Below are 18,733 nucleotides of genomic sequence, written 5' to 3' on the forward strand. Positions count from 1 at the left end.
TTCAACATTTTAAACATGGTTTCAATCACACGCCTTTTTGATTTTCCCTATTATCAACAAGAAACTTATAACCTTCAGGTTGCCTTAGCAACTAAAAAAAACGGAGTCTGGGAAAAAACATCTAGCCAGGAATATATCGCAAAAGCAAATGCTGTTTCAAGAGCATTATTGCGCATGGGTGTTCAAAAAGATGATAAAATTGCATTAATCACTTCTAACAATCGTACGGAGTGGAATATTATGGATATTGGTATCCTGCAAACCGGTGCACAAAACGTACCTATTTACCCAACCATTGCCGAAGAAGATTACGAATATATATTAAACCATAGTGGAAGCATTTTCTGCTTTGTATCGGATACAGAAGTACTTGAAAAAGTAAACGCGATCAAAGCAAACGTTCCAACTCTAAAAGAAGTATATTCTTTTAACGAAATTGAAGGCTGCAAACACTGGTCTGAATTATTAGAGCTTGGAAAAGACGATAGTAATCAGAGTGAAGTTGAAGCCAGAAAAGACAGCATTCAAGCAGAAGATTTAGCAACTATTATTTACACTTCCGGAACAACAGGAAGACCTAAAGGAGTTATGCTTTCTCACAAAAACATTGTTTCTAATGTTTTAGACAGTGCACCAAGAATTCCGTTTGATCCGGGAAAAAGTTCTGCATTGAGCTTCCTTCCTATTTGTCATATCTTCGAAAGAATGATCCTGTACATCTATCAGTATTATGGTATCTCGGTTTATTTTGGTGAATCGATTGACAAGATTAGCGATAACCTGAAAGAGGTTCGTCCAAATGTAATTACAGCAGTACCAAGACTTCTGGAAAAAGTTTACGATAAAATTTATGCAAAAGGAACTGAATTAACAGGCATCAAGAAAAAGCTATTTTTCTGGGCTATTGATTTAGGACTAAGATACCAACCATATGGTGCCAATGGCGCCTGGTACGAATTTCAGTTAAAAATTGCCCGCAAACTTATTTTCAGCAAGTGGAAAGAAGGTTTGGGAGGAAATTTAGACTTAATGGTTTCAGGAAGTGCTGCATTACAACCACGTTTAGCGAGAGTTTTTGCCGCTGCCGAAATTCCGGTAATGGAAGGTTATGGTTTATCTGAAACATCACCGGTAATTGCCGTAAACGATCAAAGAAACAGAGGCTTTAAAATTGGAACTGTTGGAAAACCAATTCGCAACGTCGAAGTTAAAATTGCCGAAGACGGTGAGATCCTTTGCAAAGGACCAAACGTAATGTTGGGTTACTATAAAGATCCTGAAAAAACGGCTGAAGCTTTACAAGACGGTTATTTTCATACAGGAGATATTGGAGAAATTGACAGCGAAGGTTTCCTTAAAATTACAGACCGTAAAAAGGAAATGTTTAAAACTTCGGGAGGAAAATACATTGCTCCTCAGTTGATTGAAAATGCCATGAAGCAATCTCGTTTTATCGAGCAGATTATGGTAATTGGTGAAGGCGAAAAAATGCCTGCTGCCTTCATTCAGCCTAACTTTGAATTTGTAAAAGAATGGGCTAAAATTCACAAAATAACTTTAGGAAGTACCGACAAAGAAATCAGTACCAATGCGCAAGTTATCAAACGTATTGACGAAGAAGTAGAAGGAATCAACGAAAAATTCGGACACTGGGAAAAAATCAAACGTTTTGAATTAACTCCTGATGTTTGGTCGATCGATGGCGGACAACTTACTCCTACCCTAAAATTAAAACGTAAAATCATCAAAGAAATTTACAAAGATCTTTACACTAAAATATACGGCCAGAATTAATAAATCAAAATAATAACAACCACCGAAAAACGGCTATCTCACAAGAGATAGCCGTTTTTTATTTTAGATCAAAATCCATCTTCATATCCATTACTACTGCCCTCCTTTATTCTCCATTTTATATGGTAAGCTCTCAAACAAAAACGGTATCAATATACCCTTCTAAGCTTTACCACTTATACGGATAACAACCAGTTATTCGGTCATTCGACCACTTATTTCATCGTTCTGCCAGTTATTTAAACCGACTGTTGTTATCTATAACAGTGGGTTAAATTCGCGTAAATTTTGCACTACCCTCTTATTAAAACTAGCATGAAAAAACAACTGAAATACATAGATGGAAATTCGGATAAGTTCTGGAAGATTGAAGTAACAGGATCTCAATTTACAGTAACCTACGGCAAAAACGGAACTTCGGGAACCACTCAAACCAAGACATTTTCTACAGATGAAGAATGCCTGAAGACTGCCGAAAAACTGCTGGCAGAAAAAATAAAAAAAGGATATTCTGAAACAGGTGAGGTTGCTGTTGATACAAAAGTAAAAACGGCCAAAAGCATTAATACTGATGAACTTTTAAAGGAATACGATAAAATCATACAATCTAACAATAGCGATTTACTGTTGCCTTTTTTAAAAGAAAAATCAAAAGGAAATGTTGAAGTTTTAAAAAAGCATATCAAAAAATACAGGCGTCAATGGCAAACGGGAACTATAACTATATGGTGGAAACAAAAAGACATTATCACCCTTAGTGCCATAGCATTATTTGATAAAACGGATATCAATTCCTGGGATGAAGTTATCGAATTATTAAACGAGATAGAGCAGAAACCTCAGGTACTTGATGTTTTATTGTGGGCCAAACCCACTTGGTTAGAAAGCTTCATTCTGGACAAATCCAAAAGGGAAAGCTGGAGGATTATTAACTACCCTAATCTCCGTAAGTTGGAAGAGCATAATTTAATACAATTTAACCCAGAATTATATGCCTTAAGTTTAAGTGAAATTTCGGGATATTGTAATAGAGACAAGGGTATACAAAAAACAGTTATCATTACTCAACTACTGAATGATAAAACGGCATATAAAAGAGACATTCCTGAGTTATTTAACTATGAAACAGATTTCTATCATGAATATTTTCATAATAAGTCCCAAAATGAAAATTTTAGGTGGATAACTATTTATAAGTCATTACTAGAGGAGAAAAAAATGGATCGCACTTTCTTTATTGAAAATGCAATTCAGATTCAAACCAAAGAATGGAATAAAGAGTTAAAGTCTTTCTTTAGAAAAATGATTGATGAGTTTAATGTTACTGCCGATGAACTGATCCTTCAGCAGGAAAAAATATTTCCACTTTTACACTACTCTTATCCTCCCATAACCAGTTACGGAATGGAGCTGGTAAAACAAATCTACGATCATACTAAATTTAAAACCAAATCGTTTCTGGAATGGCTCGAGCCAATGATGATGCGAAGCGATTGTAAAGCAGCCATCAAAAATGTGCTGCCTATTCTTGAAAAGCTAAGTAAGACAAATCCCAAATTAAGCGCCGCTATAACATCCATTATTGCAAATGTGTATGTAATTGCAGACTTGAACTTACAGGAACGCGCAACAAAAATTATTACAAAAATTGGAAATGTAAAAGATAAGGCCCTTAAAGAAAAGCTGTCTTCTTACGTCACTTTAATGCAGGGAAATATAAAATTTGATTTGACTCCCTTCTTAGATCAGGATGCCTTAATCGTTGATGATACTTCATTTGAAGAATATACCTATAACCCAAAAAAAGAATTATTGCTTACTGAAGAAGTCACATTGCCAAAGGATTGGAATGCCATTTTATTTCAGTTTGGAAATTTCATTTCTTCAGACGAAACACTGGATACTGAAATTGTTTTAAATACTTATATCACGCAGAAAGATTTGTTTCCAGTAGATTATAACGTACAACTACAGCCATATGCAAAACAATTGCAAAAAAAGTATTTTGAAAGCGCTCACAAAAATTATGTTAATGGATTTCTGCAACATAAAATAGTAAATATCGAAGATAAATTTGATGGTAGATATAAGTACAATTTAAGGTCAAGAACTTTAGCATTAATAAGGCCTTTAGTGGAGAAAGTACAACAAAAAATAGATTCAAATTCCGTTTTGCCTCTACTTTCCTTCCCAAGTCATAAACCGTATTGGGTCGCTCCAAAGGTCTTATTAGAGAGAATTATTGCCTATCAGAAAACAAATGAAGAAATTGATTTTGTCGATTTAGCGGTGGCAATTGCACGTATGCCAAGAGAAAATGTTGAAGAAGCGATTCCGCTATTAGATCAAATTAAAGGAGAACTTCAGTCTTTGTTGTCATTTTGTCTGGGTATAAACGAAAAAATCGAATTAAATACCATCTCTTTATCTTCAAAAGAATTGCCTGAAGAAGGAAAAGAGAATCAGGAAACCGTAATCTTAGCGCTTTGGGCCGTTGCAGCAAGAACTTTTTACCCTAATGCTGCTTTCCCTGAATTTGAAAATACGTATCTAAAAGATATTCCATTTGTTGTCAGCCCTTTTAACCCAGAAGTAAAAATTAATGAACAATGGAATAAGGCTAAGAATTTTATCTCTAAAAAAACAGATCAAACATACGATTGGCTTCGATTGCGTTTTAGCGAACCAAGTTATTTTCAACTTCCGAGTAACTACTTATTGTATACTCTTGATATTTACAACGGTAAGCACGGTACTTCTTTACTATATAAGGTAGAAAGTGTCTATTACTGGCACAGTCTTACGCCACAAAATTCCGATGCATTGGGACTTAATCTATTACGATCCTGTAGTACTACAAGTGGGTCGCAAGAAGAACTGAGAGGATTCTTGAATTTGATAAGTAGACCCGAGTTCCAGTTTTCAGATACCACTTTGCTTTTGTATGCCTGTTGTTTCTTTCAGAAAAAGAAAGAATTAAGGTTATTGGCCTCGGAACAATTAATTAATCTGGTTGAAAAACAAAATATAGATATATACAGATTTGCTCAAAAACAGGCTTTTTTGGTATCCAAAAGCTATGGTTCCTTCATACATATGGCAAGTAGTATAATTACTCTAAAAGATATATCATCATTCCACAACAGTGCATTATTTCAGTTTTACAATGCCTTTTTTGCTCATTTGGAGTTACAGGAACTGCCACGAAATTTCAAAAAACTAGTCGAAAATTATGTCGATGTTCTAATAAAAACCAACCAGAAACCATCGGCTCAGGCCATTACTTTTTTTGAGCAATGGAAAGACAATGCTTCGCTTAAATCTTTGATTAAGCAGATTTTAAAATAACAAAACATGACAGATTTAGAATATAATTATAAAGGAATTTCCACCTACAGTAAAACACAGGGAATCAATAATCTGGTTCTGGCACATCAAACCGAAATTGAAGAAATCAATAACATACCCTGCTTTTTCTGGGGAAGTTTGACTGATCCTTATATTACTGCAAAATGCTGGACTACAATTGCCAAAGTAGTTCGTACCAGTTTTGGTCCCGTTCCGCCAAGTTTGCGTGATCCTATTGTTTCGGCAGGATCAGAACGATTGCGTTTTGAAGGCTTTTCGTCCTGTAATGGCGTATATGTACGACTGGACATGAAACCCGAAGCCATTGATGGTGAATTTATTGCCAGCGGAACAACCAATGTCGATTTTAATGATCCAATGCTTAATGCGTTGAATGCCATTCAAAAAAACGAAAAAGTAACGCTTGCTGTAGGTCAGCAAGACGTTCAGGTAATCACGAGCAAGACAAAAGTGATCGAAAAAAAAGTAACCTTACCCCTACGCTGGATCAAAGGCCTAACAAGCGTTCAGCTCTATCTGGCAGATATGGATCTAAAATTTGAACTCAATAAAATTCAGACCATACAATTGTTTCAAAGTTTACCAAAAGGAAATATAAAAGGTGATTTTTTTATTAGCAAAAGAGCCGGAAAATTTGTGCTATCGACTTCGGCAACAGCTGACAGCGTGCGTATAGGAGGAGTGCATCGATTACGATTGTTAGAAGGAATCCTTTCTATCGTCGATAAAATCTTTGTTTACGAATCATCAGATCAACAAACCTGCTCGATCGTCTGTGAGTTTGGAAAAATGCAGCTGCTAATGGCATTTTCACCCGATTCTTACCGTGGTTTTTCAGGCGAAGGAAACGTTCTGGAAACCATGACCGAAAACTTACCAATCGAATGGGTTTATGGTTTAAACAGTTTACTAAAGTCAAATGAAACTTTTGACCCAACAATGCTTTCAATAGAAAACAACATTGATTTTGGAACCATGGATAATCTGACCTCTAATTTATCTTCAATGGGTTTATTAGGCTATGATTTAAGCGAAAAATCACATTTCTACCGTCGTCTTCCGTTTAAAACCGAGCGAATTTTATCATTAAACCCCAGACTTAAAAATGCAAAAAAACTAATCGACAATGAAGATATCCAAATCGTAGAACGAAGAGCAAATTATATCGAAGCTAAAGTAAAAGGTACAGGCGTTTTACACAAAGTAATTATCGATGCTAATTCGCAAAGATGCACCTGTGACTGGTTTACAGCTTATCAAGGCAAAAGAGGAATTTGCAAGCATATTCTGGGCGTTAAGATGATGATCTCCTAACAGTAATACTCTTTTCATAAAACAAAAATCGCCCCGCCATAGCGGGGCAATTTTATAATCCTGAATTATTGTATATATAAGCCTTGTACAAAGCGGACTTACGTTTAAGCGTTGTGGTTGAATTACGATCCTATGATTTATCTCTAAATAAACCACTACTCCCCTTTCTTTTCAATCTATACTGTTAACTGCAAAAAAACCACATAAAACTGTCCTTCTAAGCTTTACCACTTATACGAATAACAACCAGTTATTCGGTCATTCGACCAGTTATTTCATCGTTCTGCCAGTTATTTAAACCTCCTGTTATTATCTATAGTAGTGGATTAAATTCGCGTAAATTTTACATGCAAAAATGTAAAAATACATATAACGTAATTACTTTTTTCAAGCATTAAAAAATTACACATCATTTAAAATATGACAAAGCACTTTTTAAAATAATCATAACTTCTAAAAATAAAGCGGAATGAACACTCCAATATTACCCTTGACAATTAATGTAAAAAAGAAAACCGTCTATGGTCTTATAATCTTTTTTTGTCTTTTGTTACTTCTCAGCATCAGTTTCTTTTGGGAAGGATCCAGGCATCTTTTCACGGAAAACTACTACTGTCCCGAACTTCTAATCATTGGATTAGTAGGTACTATTCTTCTTTTAATCCAATTATATCGTCTTATTAAAATCTTACAATTAACTAATGGTTTTGCAAAATTATCTGATTCAGGCATTGAATTTTTTGAGAATAAATATTCAGGAATAGGTTTGGTTCCGTGGAGTGCCTTAAAAGGGTATAGTGAAGAAAAAAAAACATTGTGCATTTATGCCAAAGAATCAGAGATTTTCATCAATAAAATTACTGATATAAGAACTCGCAAAAAAGCCATTAAAAAGAGTATTGGTAATCGTCTCTTATTTTCCCTAAATCTAACCTTAATAGAATATGATGAAATAACATTAAAAAAAATATTGCACAAAAAAATTGAAGAAAATAATATCGAAAAAAATTCCATATCGATTCATGATTAACTTATAAAATACATTGTTTAAATCTAATACATAAAAAAAGATGATTTATTATTACCAAATTAAACATACACCACTGACAGCTAAACTTATACCTAACGAAGAATGCCCGGTATGTGGTAAAAAAAATAGTCTCGAAGTGGTACTTTACATGAGATACCTGAGATCATTAGTTCCTTTTTTTGGAATGGGAAGGGCAACTGAAGTTTATTGTACCTCATGTGATCATGTCATAAAAGATCCGAGTGCTCCATTTTATGCAAAAAAGAACTACTCGCCTGCAATTATTGAAGCCATTAAGAATATCAGAACTAACCACAAACGAACATGGTGGCAGTTGATATACCCATGGACCGTTTGCTGGGCAATCCTCGGAATTGCAACCTATGGGTTAATAAATCAGGAAATCAAAAAGAAAAACACTCTAAACAATGAAGAATTTTTAGAGCATCCTATGGTTGGTGATATTTACAAAGTAGCTATTTATCCTCAATTTACAGGTATAAAAACAGTCGGAAAACAGCAAGTATTGACCTTGTTTAAATTAAAACAGATAAATGGAGATACCCTTTCGATGGTTTGCAACAAAGAACATGCTATAAATTATGGTTATGAGGAAAGTGATTGGGAAAACTTATCCAGAAACGATGATGCATTTGAAACTAGAATCTATAAGATTAGTTTTAAAAAACTTATGGACACGATCTCAGAAAGACCGATTTGGCAATACTACAACAAAACTACTCTGGATTCTATTCGTAAAAATTCCCGTGGAAATGCTGCAGTCAGTCAGTATATCGGTCAATTACACCGTTCGGGTGGCGAAGTAAATATAATTGAAAGACCTTAACCAATAATTAAAAATAAAGTTATGTACGAAAAAAACAACGTTGCTGTCGCAATATTAAATGGTAATCTGGAAGAAGCTCATGAGCTTATGAAAAACGGAGAACAACTATCAGGTCAATATGTAAAAAATAATACTTCCAGAATATTTGAGATCCTAATCGACAAAAATGCGATCGATCTAATAGACCTTTTAATTGTAAACGATTTTATAAAGACTGATATTTATGAATATGATAGTTTTGAAAATTCAATCTTTTCAAGTATTGCTTACCTATCCAACTCTGGTAATGTTGCTATAAAATTTATAAATGAACTTCTAAAAAGATTCAAAAATATTAACGACGAAGTAAATGACCAAACACTTTTAGGATATTGTCTTTTGGAGGGTACTGATCCAGCTATTATCGAAGAACTGATTGAAGGGGGCTGCAGGGTTGATTACAAAAATAATGCAAACGAAAACTTTATTTATCAGGTAATCAATGAGTACAGACTGAGTTCTGAAACAGGAATGAATTATTTAGAAATTCTCACGAGAGAAGGTGTAGATATAAATCAAAAAAACATAGCTGGAGTAACTCCACTTATGCTTGCTGCAAAAAAACGGAAAGAAAGCTATTTAGAAATTCTGTTACAGAACGGAGCAAGTGCAAATGAACAGGACAACAACGGCAATAATACTTTTTACTACGCTGTAAACGAACAATCTGATTATGAAGCACTAACAAAATTACTTGAGTATGATTCAATTGACTTTGACATTCAGGACAAAAACGGCAACAATCTATTTTGTGAATTTTTACGCATGATGGAAAATGACGATAATCAAATAAAAATATTAGAAAAATTAATTGAGGCTGGCGCAAATTTTGAACAATCTGGTTCATATTACGGAAACACAAAATCGGGATACGACTGGCTAGCTGAAAAAAAATCATCAATATTAGAATTCGCCTTAAAATTAAATAGTTTAGACCTGGATTTTCAAGATAACTTAGGAAATACTTTACTACATAAAGTCTGTTCTTATGACTTAAACTATGATAGAGAAGCTGCAAGAGAATTATACAAAAAAACGAAAGTGTTATTAGAAGCAGGCGCAAATCCCGATATCACAAATAATAACAATGAAACGCCTCTTACACTAGCACAACAGGACAATTTGAAAATTAAAACTGTAGAATTACTAATGTCAAATAAGTAATCTTAGTAACAAAATGTAAAGTCTACTCTAATAAAAATTAAATTAAAAAAAAATATAAGAATATGTCAATGTCATTTGTAATTGCTTGCGAAAATGGTAATAGAAAGATAGCAGAATTATTACTGCAAAATAATGAAATAGATGTAAAATATACTGATGAAAAAGGCCGTACAGCTTTACATTATGCCGCATATAACGGTTATCAGGACATAGTAAAAATTTTAATAGAAAAAGGTGCTGATATAAATTATGAAGATCATGACGGAGAAACCCCAATTTATTTTGCCTGTTTGCAAAAACAAAAGTCTGTCGTGATTTTTTTGCTGGACAATGGCGCTAAAGTCGATATCAACGATAAACTGGGAAATAGTTTTCTACATCTTACTGCTCAAACAGGTCAATTAGAATTAATTCAAAAACTGATTCTTAAAGGGGTAACAATTGATACTGAAAACAATGCAGGTGATACTGCTCTTTTAATTGCTTCCGGTTTAAGAAACAAGGAAATTGTACAAACATTAATTAATGAAGGAGCAAATATAAATGCTACAAATAAAAATGGGAGCACCCCTTTGATCTACGCAGTTAGAACAAAAAACATTCCCATAATTACAATATTATTAGAAAGCGGAACTGATATTAATTACGTTAATCAATCTGGCGAAAGTGCCTTATTAATTGCCTGCTACGAAACCAACCGAGCAATTGCTAAATTATTAGTTGAAAAAGGGGCTGATTTATTCACCGTTTCTAAAAATGGCCTTTCCCCTATTTGGTATGCCTGTTCTAATAATCAAAAAGAAATAGTTAGTTTGTTTTTAGAGAACGGCCTAGATGTTAATTTTAGTAAACCAATTGCCGGAAACGAGGATTCAATGAATAGTTATTTAGATTGGGTCATCTCAGCAAATAATCTGGCTTTTGACGACGATTTAGCACTAAACAATTACGAATACGGAGGAGAAAGTTTATTGCATATCGCTGTAAAAAACGGTAATCTAAGCATGGTAAAGTTGTTAATCGATAACGGAGCTTCTATAAATATTCAGGACGAATCAGGAAATACCCCTTTGCATTATGCTGCCGCAAATGGTAAAAAAGACGTTGTTAAATACCTATTAGACAACAATGCTGACGTAGGCTCTGTAAACGTAAAAGAACAAAAAGCAATAGACTATTCTAATATAAAAGGCTTTAATGAAATTACTGAAATGCTTTTAAAACTAAGCCCTTCAGGAACAATTCTAACTTCAGAAAAGCCAACTGCTTTGGAAACAAATCCAATTCATACAAACGATCTGGCTTCGAAAAAACAAGCTTTGATGGATTTAAAGGAATTATTAGATGCTGAAATTTTATCACAAGAAGAATTTAACTTTGAAAAAGAAAAAATTCTGAATAGAAGTAACTAAAAACTGTCGGGATCTTTAATGAAAACAAAAATTGCCCCACCATAGCGGGGCAATTTTATAATCCTGAATTATTGTATATATAAGCCTTGTACAAAGCGGACTTACGTTTAAGCGTTGTGGTTGAATTACGATCTCTTTTGAGATATTTTACTCCTTTTCGCATTTAAAACAGCCAATCCATATTCGGTTATTGTACTTTCCTGTTCTTCAAGAACGGTGTTCTTCCAATGCTTTGTCACTAAATCGATACTACTTATTTTATCCATAAATTTCATTTTTATCTCTTTTAATTTAATCTTCTCTTATAACGGGATTTCATTTCACGAAAACTTTCTTCAATTGACCAATGCCGTTTTCGCCCATCGGAATCCTGATTCATTTTCTTTGATAAGTCTTTAAAATTGAAAAAAAGATTTCCTGATTTAGAATGTTTCATTGGCTCTTCATTTTGTTTTTCTGCAAAACGCTCTGCCTTTATGATTTCTTTCTTCAATTCAACAAGCACCTCAGCTTTATTAGAACATTCAATCTGTATTGCCTCTTCAGTTCTACAGTATTCGTTAAACTTTTTAAAAGGACGTGGCTGAAAATCGACCATAATCGCCGCCAAATTTATCGCATCAATATTCGATGGATTTGTTTCTCCTTTAAAGAAGGTTTCGATAGGTCTGAACTTATCTTTTTGCTCCTTAAACTTATTCTTTTTGGTGTGATCGAAATCTAAAGAGAATAAATTTCTAAAAACATTTAAATCATCCTTTGTTGGGTTGTTCTCGAAAATAAGCCAACAAAAATCACGTAGCTTTCCACGAGAAGGATTGTACAAATAATCAAAGTTTTCTCCGTTTTTTTCTATCTCATATTTTATTCGAATTGCTTTTTTATACTTTTCTAATGTATTCGTTTTCATAATATTACTTTTTTTTTTAGGAATTTTCGAGAATCTCAAAAATCTACTGACCAGCTATCACCTGAATGATATACAGCGTTCCTGGACTCTCGTTCCGTTCCTTCGTCTAGTGAGCTCTGATTCCATTTCTTTTACTAAAGCAAACAGACGCTCCTTAGACCTAATTATAGTTGTATGACCAAAATGATGGTCAAACGTATTTTTTTTACTCATTTGCTAGAATTATTCAAATTATACAATTTTGTTTCTTCGACTAATTCTAAACGTTTTATTCCAAAATCAGATTTCCTAACTTTACACATTCTACCATCTGAAACATGATGAAAAACAATGCCTTCAATATCATATTCCGATAAGAAGTTCTTCAAATCCTCGAACTCGAAATTTGGATTTGGAAAATCAAAAACTTCACTTCCGTGTTTAATCAGTGTATGCTTTTCTAATTTTTCAGGATTCCCCTGTACCTTAGGTCCACATAGTTCGAATGTTCCATCTGTTTTGATCTTTAAATTATCAAAACCTTCAAAGAAAAATCGATCTTCAGATTTCGAACGATCACATTTTAGCCAATGCGGATGATGTCCTGTAATGGTATCTGCTTCCTGGCATGCAATCGCACCGAAGGGAATTACACGTCCTTTTTTGGCGTCAAATCTTTTAAATAATTCTCCGTTAATAATCGCAGCGGCCGAGCCATCAAACTTTCTTGTAGCAATAGCCTCTCCGGTTATAACCCATTTGTTTTCATCACCAATTTTATTAATCACTTTTGCCAAATCCGTAGGGTCTTTTGCAAATAATGTGCCTATCTTTTTCATTTTTTTTGTTTTTTAAATTAGACTTGTTTTTTTCTTTTCTCGCAAAGTCGCTAAACCGTAAAGTTTTATTTTTGCTCCTTTGTCCCTCTGTACCTTTGCTCCTTTGCTCCTTAAAAACAGACACAAAAAAAGCACCCGATTAAAGGTGCTTCATGAGATCTAACAAGATATGACTATCCTATTGCCTGTATTCATGCACCTGTATGATCAAACATTCCGAGTAAAAAACGGCGTTTGCTAATTTTGTGATATATGTATTTTTATTAAAGTCCATTTTGTGTATTGTATTATAAAATCATTGTTATTAATCGAAACTCGTTCTCCGTGTTTTCTTCGGCAAAGATAATGTCAAAAAAATCATACTTCCAAATCCTTAAATCGCACAACTCTCTGAATTACAAATAATTAAACTCTTAATTTGAGCCATAAAAATCCCTGTCCGCTTATCGAAGCAGCTCTTTTTTCAAATCAAATGACTGTTACTCATCAGATTATTTTTCAAGACTATATTTTGGTATTTTTATAATTCATTAAAAATTTAATGTGTTATTTCTTTAATTATTTTTTCGTTCATACTTATTTGTAATTATTTTCCGTTATTTTTCACCTTGCTGAGTTGTCGCTAAAAACAAAAAAAGCGCCCTGATGAGGACGCTTTTATATATTTATGTTGACTTTGTAACTACCATTTACACTTCAATTCATTAAAATACATATCACATCCTGAGCCTTTAGCAGGGGCAAATCCCGCCAAACGATCACTATATAGTCCTACTGACCAATTGATATTTATATTTTTCATTTCCATTTCAGGAGCAAAAGTAAGTATTTTTATTAACATAATTTAACATTTGTACCTTGCTAGTACTAAAAATTTTATCGCACGCTAACAATTTTAGTCTGAATCTTCATTTAAAAACCCAACAAAACGGAATCGTTTTATGCGTAGGTTTTATCAATCTGACTTAAAATGGTCGGATCCTGTATTTCATTGTCTTTTGCAAACATTAAAACTTTAGACATTACCTCTGCTGATTTTGGATCATCGTCTGCAAATGGAAGGAACAAACGACCTCTATGCTGCGAGTGAATTGGCAACACCGACAAATATTTGCCCGGAAGCTGATGCACTACCGCACTTCCTAAATGTATGCTATATTCTGCCATTTCCCCTTTTACTATGGCGTGACTTCCTGTGATTTCTACATTTTTCACTTTAAACAAACGCAACGTTTCTCTCAATAAAACAGCTCTCATTTCGATAGAAGAATGACTGGCTTCAGGATCGACACCTCCTACGTGTGCTACACTAACCACCAAATCGATATCACGCATTACTTCAGAGAAAATCCTTGGATTTATGTCTTCAAATGCAATGTTTTTATAGTCCTTTAACGAATGAAATTCAATGGTTTCTAAAGTTGCGCCCTCAACATCTGCCGGCGAAAACCAATCGGCCATAGCATACATTTTTACCTGATAGCCTTCTTTATGAAAAACTTTCTGCAGACCTTCTTCATAATCTACTTTCCATCCTCTGGTTTTCAATAAAGCCAAGGTTTGCTTAGGCTGTACCTGATGTCCGGCATAACGTCTCGAAATTGCTTTTTCTTTTAATTCATCCGGAGTTGGAACATACAATTCTCTGAATACTTGTTTAAATGGCTGTTGCAATTTGTTGTCAAAACAGTAGCTTTGATAATCAATCCAGACGTTATTTTTGTGCAAATCATCACAATGCGCAATTCTAAAAGTCTGCTTGTCATTTAATGTCATAACTTCTCCTAAAGCTGTAACCAGATTCCCATCAATATAAAAACCTATTTTAGCATCATTTGACACAAAAACTAATTTTTCAAGATGTTTGGAAATGATTGGATGCTCAAAAAGATTCTGCATTTCGGCAAACAAAAATTCATCGCCACGAATCATACTTTCTTCCAGTCCTTTTCTTGAGCGTGTCCATTGCTCACGCATGGTTTTTCTGTAATTGGTTAATTCCAGAATCGCTTTGTCTTTTTTATACTTTGGCGGAATTGCTTTTATCTCTTTATCTCCTTTAAAGGTAACCAGATCTGCTTTTCCTTCATTGTTGATCACTAAACTTACCGTTACATCATCTAATTTAACCTCTGTTTCTTTTGATAAGATGTTCTGCACTTGTTTTGTCTCCATTGCCCAGGTCAGACGAACAGGGTCCGGATAGCCCGCATTTCGGGCCAAATTTTCAAGTGCAACTCTTATAGCCAAACCTTCGCTGGCTTGTTTCATCGAACCAAATTCTTTGCTTTCTTTTTTAAATTGCTGCAAATATTCATAACGTGCCAGAATATCTTTTTCAGGACCTGTTTTGCTCAAAGGCACTAATCCGTAGACTCTTAAATAATCCTGATCTCGTTTGTCTTTTACTTTGGCCGTAACCTCCCTAATTTTCAAATCTCCTGTAATGGTATCAGCATACAATCGTGCACGTCTGTGTCCGTTTCCGTCTGAAACATATTTGGCTGATTCGTATAAAAGTTCCCATTTGGCTTTACCCAATTGTTTGTAAGCCGATACGAACCAATCTTTATCTACCGCACCATCTTTAAAATCCTGCAAATCAATTGAAGAGAATTTCGCCATTTCGCTTTCCAGTTCCGCATTTACGGCATTGTAGCTTGCCGTTTTCGTATGTGCATGAAACCACCAGATTCCTTCATCAAGACCTTTCCAGTCCAGATAATTGCTGATTAATTTTTGCCATTGCGGTGCATATATAGCTGTCTGAATCAATCGTTCTTCTGATATTTTGGCTTTTTTAATAGCTTCATTAAAAACCTCCTGTGTATCTGATTCTATCGGATAACATCTTTTCAATAAATAACTAAACAATTTTTGTTTGGTTAAATCGGTGTAACTCCACGAATAAATATATCCTTTGTACAAACTTGCTTTACCGAGCGCAGTAAGCATTTCGACCAAACGGTTGATTCCAAAAATTTTCTGAAAACTTTGAACCAAATGAGTTACAGCAGTGTTTGAATCTCCCCTTTTAACTTCGATATCCAAAAATGTTTCGCGAATTTTATCAACCATCGGAACTAGAAACGGGAATTTTTTAATGAGTTCTTCGCTTCCAAAATGTCTATAATGTCTGGTTTCACCCGTTAAAACCGAAATTCTTTCACTTTCTAAAATACCTTCGTACAATTCACCTTCGGTAATTATTTTTTGTTCGAAAGCCACAGCATACAGATAAATTGGCGGTTTATTTAAACCTATATTTTGTTCTAATCCGTTTAACTGTCTCCATCTATACAGATTCCAAATCTTATCATTTTGCTCCTGTGTTAAATCATTTAAATTGATTTTATTCAAGTAAATATCAAAAAAGTTCTGGTTTTGCCAGCCATTCCCACGATCTGAACTGTAATAATACTCGTCTTTTGCAGGCTTGTACTCAAATTCCAATACCGATTTTGGAAGATCAGCATACAAAGTACTACAGGCATCAATTAAGAAATCTGTTTTTTCTTTAAAGGAGTATTTTAACTGTAAAGCATTCAGAATATTTAAGATTGCATTGTCCCAATCATAGCCTCTTTTGTTTTGGTGCGGCAATAATTCTTTATAATAAAAAATATGTTTTTCGAGAAAATCACGCCATGTTTTTCTGTCGGAGCTGCTTATTAAAGTCAGTAAAAATAAGTCTCTTTCGGCCAGACCTGAGTTTTCAAACCAGCCGGACCAAACCTCATACAAAGGGTAATTTGTTGCTGCTAATTCTGAATTCTTTTCGTCTTTTAGATTTTTTATTGGTCTGAAACTATTTCCCAATAAAATTGTCAATTTGCTGTTGTCGTAGTTTTCGACTTCGTATTCGTAATTTTTGTTGTCTTCATACAATTGGTATAACTTCGAAATTTCGGTCTTAATGTGCGACATCGATTTAGAAAAACCGTATTGTTCTGCCTTAACCGCTTTGGCATACAGGGAATCTGTCTCTACTTTTGGTAGGCCATAAGGAGAAAGGACATTTGGCGTGTAAAAACCGTATCCGTTTTCGGCACTTAGAATACTTTTCTTTTTTGACGGTTCAAGCTGTTCGATAAATTTGGTTTCCTTCTCTGTGATTTTTGGTCTTGCCGAGTAAGATGCAACCCAATCGTTAACTTTATCTGTCAGTTTGCTATTCTTCTGAAGTTGCAACATAATGTCCAAAGCCGACATACGCTGCTCCATATCACCTTTTTCTAAAATTTTATCTACAAAAGAAGTCACTTTTTGATCTTCCTGTTTCAACAATATTGCCGTTAGGTTCTTCTTTAAATTAGAATTTTTACGTTTATACAATTCCTGAAAAATTGCCAGTTCGTCTTCTGTTAACGTCAAATTACTTAAAGTAGAGATAGCCGAAGCGACCAAAGATTCTCCTCTGTCTTTTAAGATTCTCAATGCAAAACTTCTTTGGAAATCTGTTGGTGCCTTTTTTTCTTTTCCGCTATTGCTTTTAAAACTGTAAAATGAATAGCAGTAATAATCCCCCAGAATCTGACGGGTTAATTTCTCTCTTAAATTGATAGAAAAACCTTCAAACTGATTTAAAATAAGTTCTAATCTTTCGTTATTGTCTCCTACCAAATTAATCGCTGCAGAATACAAAGTATCTTTTTCGAATTTTACATTTAACCATGAAAATACTTTGCCTTCAAATGTTTTTTCTTTTACGGTTATCGTCTGCGCAAGATTGTACACCTTATTAAAGAAATCAGGATAATCTGTATTCGCTGTATAATACTGCGACTTAACATTAGCCTCCAATAATGCGTTCATTCCTGGCACTGCAAATGCCAATACCTGTAAATTTTCGTCGTCTAAAGCTTTAAAATAAAGAGGCATTTCGATGTAAGGATCGCCCGTTTCTCCTGCAAATTTTAGCGCCAGAGATTTCTTTTCAATCGAACCTTTCTCTAGTAATTCCTTTAGATACGGAACTGTTTTTTCGACATCAAAAACTCCCTGAACCCAAAGTGCCATATAAACCTCGTTGTTATTCTTGCTTTGAATACCCGCCGGAATCGTTTCGGGATTAGAGAAATACCCCGAAGCGAGATTGATGATGTTTCGAACTGTGGTTTCTTTTTCAGAATCCCAACCCAAGCCGGTCCAGGTATCTATTCCGCGAACAACAGATGAAAAACGGGTGAGTTTATTATCGATGATTACTTTAATCATGTATTGCAAAGCACCAATACTGGTTTCATCAAGAGCTTCTAAAACGGTCTGACGTAATCCTTCCTGACGCTGTGCCGCCAATAATAGTTTTTCGACCAATTCCCAGCTTTCTTTTTTCTCACTGTTTAAAAGCGCTTTGATAATATTACGGGAAACTTTTCCTCTTGAATCTTTGTTGAAAATGATATCTTCAAAAAGCTGAAACAGGTTTTCTCTATCCAAATCAATAGCAGCAGACCAAATCGTGTACTGATTTTTAGAATTTGAGACTTCGGTATCAAAACGAATTTGTTCTTCGATACTCAAATCATAATAAACGGTATCACCATCCTGATAACTGTAGATTTGTGAAGGATGAAGCAGAGATCGCAGAAAATTTACCCGATTAATTAATAACTGTTTTTTATTATTGGGTGCTCTGAAAGAACGTCGGGTATAACCGTCCTGATACATTTTCATCGGCAGTCGGTTCCAGGCTTCTTTAACATAAACAGTGATTTCCTTTCCAAAAAAGTAAACCAGAAGTTCGTGGTAAGTATTATCTTCCCACATATCGTCTTTTACCCATTTCTCAAACGCTGTAGCTTCTTTCGAACCTAAAGAAATATAGGTCCCGTAATAATTGTCTTTGAGTTTTAAAAGTGCCAGACCAAACTCGGCTGCTTCTTTTTTAAGTTTTGTTTTTGATAATAATTTAGAAACCAGATTGCTGTTTGCTATTTCTTCCAGTTCTTTTTTGAATCGCTTAATTGGATTCTCAATTATCTTACCCTTGATAAGATCTTCTATTTTCATACTGTATTATTTTGGTTATAGGTT

At 34.3% G+C, this 18,733-nt stretch carries 12 protein-coding genes; 7 read left to right on the top strand and 5 right to left on the bottom strand.

Annotation, left to right across the window (positions count from 1 at the left end):
* Positions 1 to 15: 15 nt before the first annotated feature.
* From OGZ34_RS20405 to OGZ34_RS20435, 7 genes are all read left to right on the top strand, one after another.
* Entirely contained in the window at positions 16 to 1,794 is a 1,779-nt protein-coding gene (locus tag OGZ34_RS20405) for an AMP-dependent synthetase/ligase (RefSeq protein ID WP_173964935.1), read from the top strand.
* Between the two features lie 315 nt (positions 1,795 to 2,109).
* Positions 2,110 to 5,142, top strand: a complete 3,033-nt coding sequence (locus OGZ34_RS20410; protein ID WP_263361533.1) for a DUF6493 family protein — start codon at positions 2,110 to 2,112, stop codon at positions 5,140 to 5,142.
* Positions 5,143 to 5,148: 6 nt separating this feature from the next.
* Positions 5,149 to 6,477 carry an SWIM zinc finger family protein gene (locus OGZ34_RS20415; protein WP_263361534.1) on the top strand — a complete coding sequence of 443 codons (1,329 nt, stop codon included), beginning with the start codon at positions 5,149 to 5,151 and terminating at the stop codon, positions 6,475 to 6,477.
* Positions 6,478 to 6,946: 469 nt separating this feature from the next.
* Entirely contained in the window at positions 6,947 to 7,507 is a 561-nt protein-coding gene (locus tag OGZ34_RS20420; RefSeq protein ID WP_263361535.1) for a hypothetical protein, read from the top strand.
* A gap of 40 nt (positions 7,508 to 7,547) precedes the next feature.
* Positions 7,548 to 8,354: a hypothetical protein gene (locus OGZ34_RS20425; protein ID WP_263361536.1), complete on the top strand. Its 807-nt coding sequence runs from the start codon at positions 7,548 to 7,550 to the stop codon at positions 8,352 to 8,354.
* A 21-nt stretch (positions 8,355 to 8,375) separates the two neighbouring features.
* Complete coding sequence (locus OGZ34_RS20430) at positions 8,376 to 9,557, top strand: ankyrin repeat domain-containing protein (protein WP_263361537.1); 1,182 nt, start codon at positions 8,376 to 8,378, stop codon at positions 9,555 to 9,557.
* A 62-nt stretch (positions 9,558 to 9,619) separates the two neighbouring features.
* A complete protein-coding gene (locus tag OGZ34_RS20435; protein ID WP_263361538.1) occupies positions 9,620 to 10,969 on the top strand; it encodes an ankyrin repeat domain-containing protein in 1,350 nt (449 codons plus the stop codon).
* Between the two features lie 125 nt (positions 10,970 to 11,094).
* On the opposite strand, the gene OGZ34_RS20440 is transcribed toward OGZ34_RS20435, so the two are convergent.
* From OGZ34_RS20440 to OGZ34_RS20460, 5 genes are all read right to left on the bottom strand, one after another.
* On the bottom strand, positions 11,095 to 11,235 hold the full coding sequence (locus tag OGZ34_RS20440) for a hypothetical protein (RefSeq protein ID WP_263361539.1): 141 nt from the start codon (positions 11,233 to 11,235) through the stop codon (positions 11,095 to 11,097).
* A 20-nt stretch (positions 11,236 to 11,255) separates the two neighbouring features.
* Positions 11,256 to 11,879: a hypothetical protein gene (locus OGZ34_RS20445; protein ID WP_246253168.1), complete on the bottom strand. Its 624-nt coding sequence runs from the start codon at positions 11,877 to 11,879 to the stop codon at positions 11,256 to 11,258.
* A gap of 209 nt (positions 11,880 to 12,088) precedes the next feature.
* Complete coding sequence (locus OGZ34_RS20450; RefSeq protein ID WP_263361540.1) at positions 12,089 to 12,697, bottom strand: RNA ligase 1 family protein; 609 nt, start codon at positions 12,695 to 12,697, stop codon at positions 12,089 to 12,091.
* A gap of 682 nt (positions 12,698 to 13,379) precedes the next feature.
* Positions 13,380 to 13,538 carry a hypothetical protein gene (locus OGZ34_RS20455; RefSeq protein WP_263361541.1) on the bottom strand — a complete coding sequence of 53 codons (159 nt, stop codon included), beginning with the start codon at positions 13,536 to 13,538 and terminating at the stop codon, positions 13,380 to 13,382.
* A gap of 98 nt (positions 13,539 to 13,636) precedes the next feature.
* A complete protein-coding gene (locus tag OGZ34_RS20460; RefSeq protein WP_263361542.1) occupies positions 13,637 to 18,709 on the bottom strand; it encodes a DUF4132 domain-containing protein in 5,073 nt (1,690 codons plus the stop codon).
* Positions 18,710 to 18,733 lie beyond the last annotated feature (24 nt).

This window comes from Flavobacterium collinsii (assembly GCF_946903285.1).
Classification (GTDB): Bacteria; Bacteroidota; Bacteroidia; order Flavobacteriales; family Flavobacteriaceae; genus Flavobacterium; species Flavobacterium collinsii.

Bases quoted from the DNA above. Each gene is read 5' to 3' on its own strand.
- OGZ34_RS20450 (WP_263361540.1), bottom strand. From the start codon at position 12,697: ATGAAAAAGATAGGCACATTATTTGCAAAAGACCCTACGGATTTGGCA.
- OGZ34_RS20425 (WP_263361536.1), top strand. From the start codon at position 7,548: ATGATTTATTATTACCAAATTAAACATACACCACTGACAGCTAAACTT.
- OGZ34_RS20445 (WP_246253168.1), bottom strand. From the start codon at position 11,879: ATGAAAACGAATACATTAGAAAAGTATAAAAAAGCAATTCGAATAAAA.
- OGZ34_RS20460 (WP_263361542.1), bottom strand. From the start codon at position 18,709: ATGAAAATAGAAGATCTTATCAAGGGTAAGATAATTGAGAATCCAATT.
- OGZ34_RS20415 (WP_263361534.1), top strand. From the start codon at position 5,149: ATGACAGATTTAGAATATAATTATAAAGGAATTTCCACCTACAGTAAA.
- OGZ34_RS20455 (WP_263361541.1), bottom strand. From the start codon at position 13,538: ATGTTAATAAAAATACTTACTTTTGCTCCTGAAATGGAAATGAAAAAT.
- OGZ34_RS20410 (WP_263361533.1), top strand. From the start codon at position 2,110: ATGAAAAAACAACTGAAATACATAGATGGAAATTCGGATAAGTTCTGG.
- OGZ34_RS20405 (WP_173964935.1), top strand. From the start codon at position 16: ATGGTTTCAATCACACGCCTTTTTGATTTTCCCTATTATCAACAAGAA.
- OGZ34_RS20420 (WP_263361535.1), top strand. From the start codon at position 6,947: ATGAACACTCCAATATTACCCTTGACAATTAATGTAAAAAAGAAAACC.
- OGZ34_RS20435 (WP_263361538.1), top strand. From the start codon at position 9,620: ATGTCAATGTCATTTGTAATTGCTTGCGAAAATGGTAATAGAAAGATA.
- OGZ34_RS20430 (WP_263361537.1), top strand. From the start codon at position 8,376: ATGTACGAAAAAAACAACGTTGCTGTCGCAATATTAAATGGTAATCTG.
- OGZ34_RS20440 (WP_263361539.1), bottom strand. From the start codon at position 11,235: ATGGATAAAATAAGTAGTATCGATTTAGTGACAAAGCATTGGAAGAAC.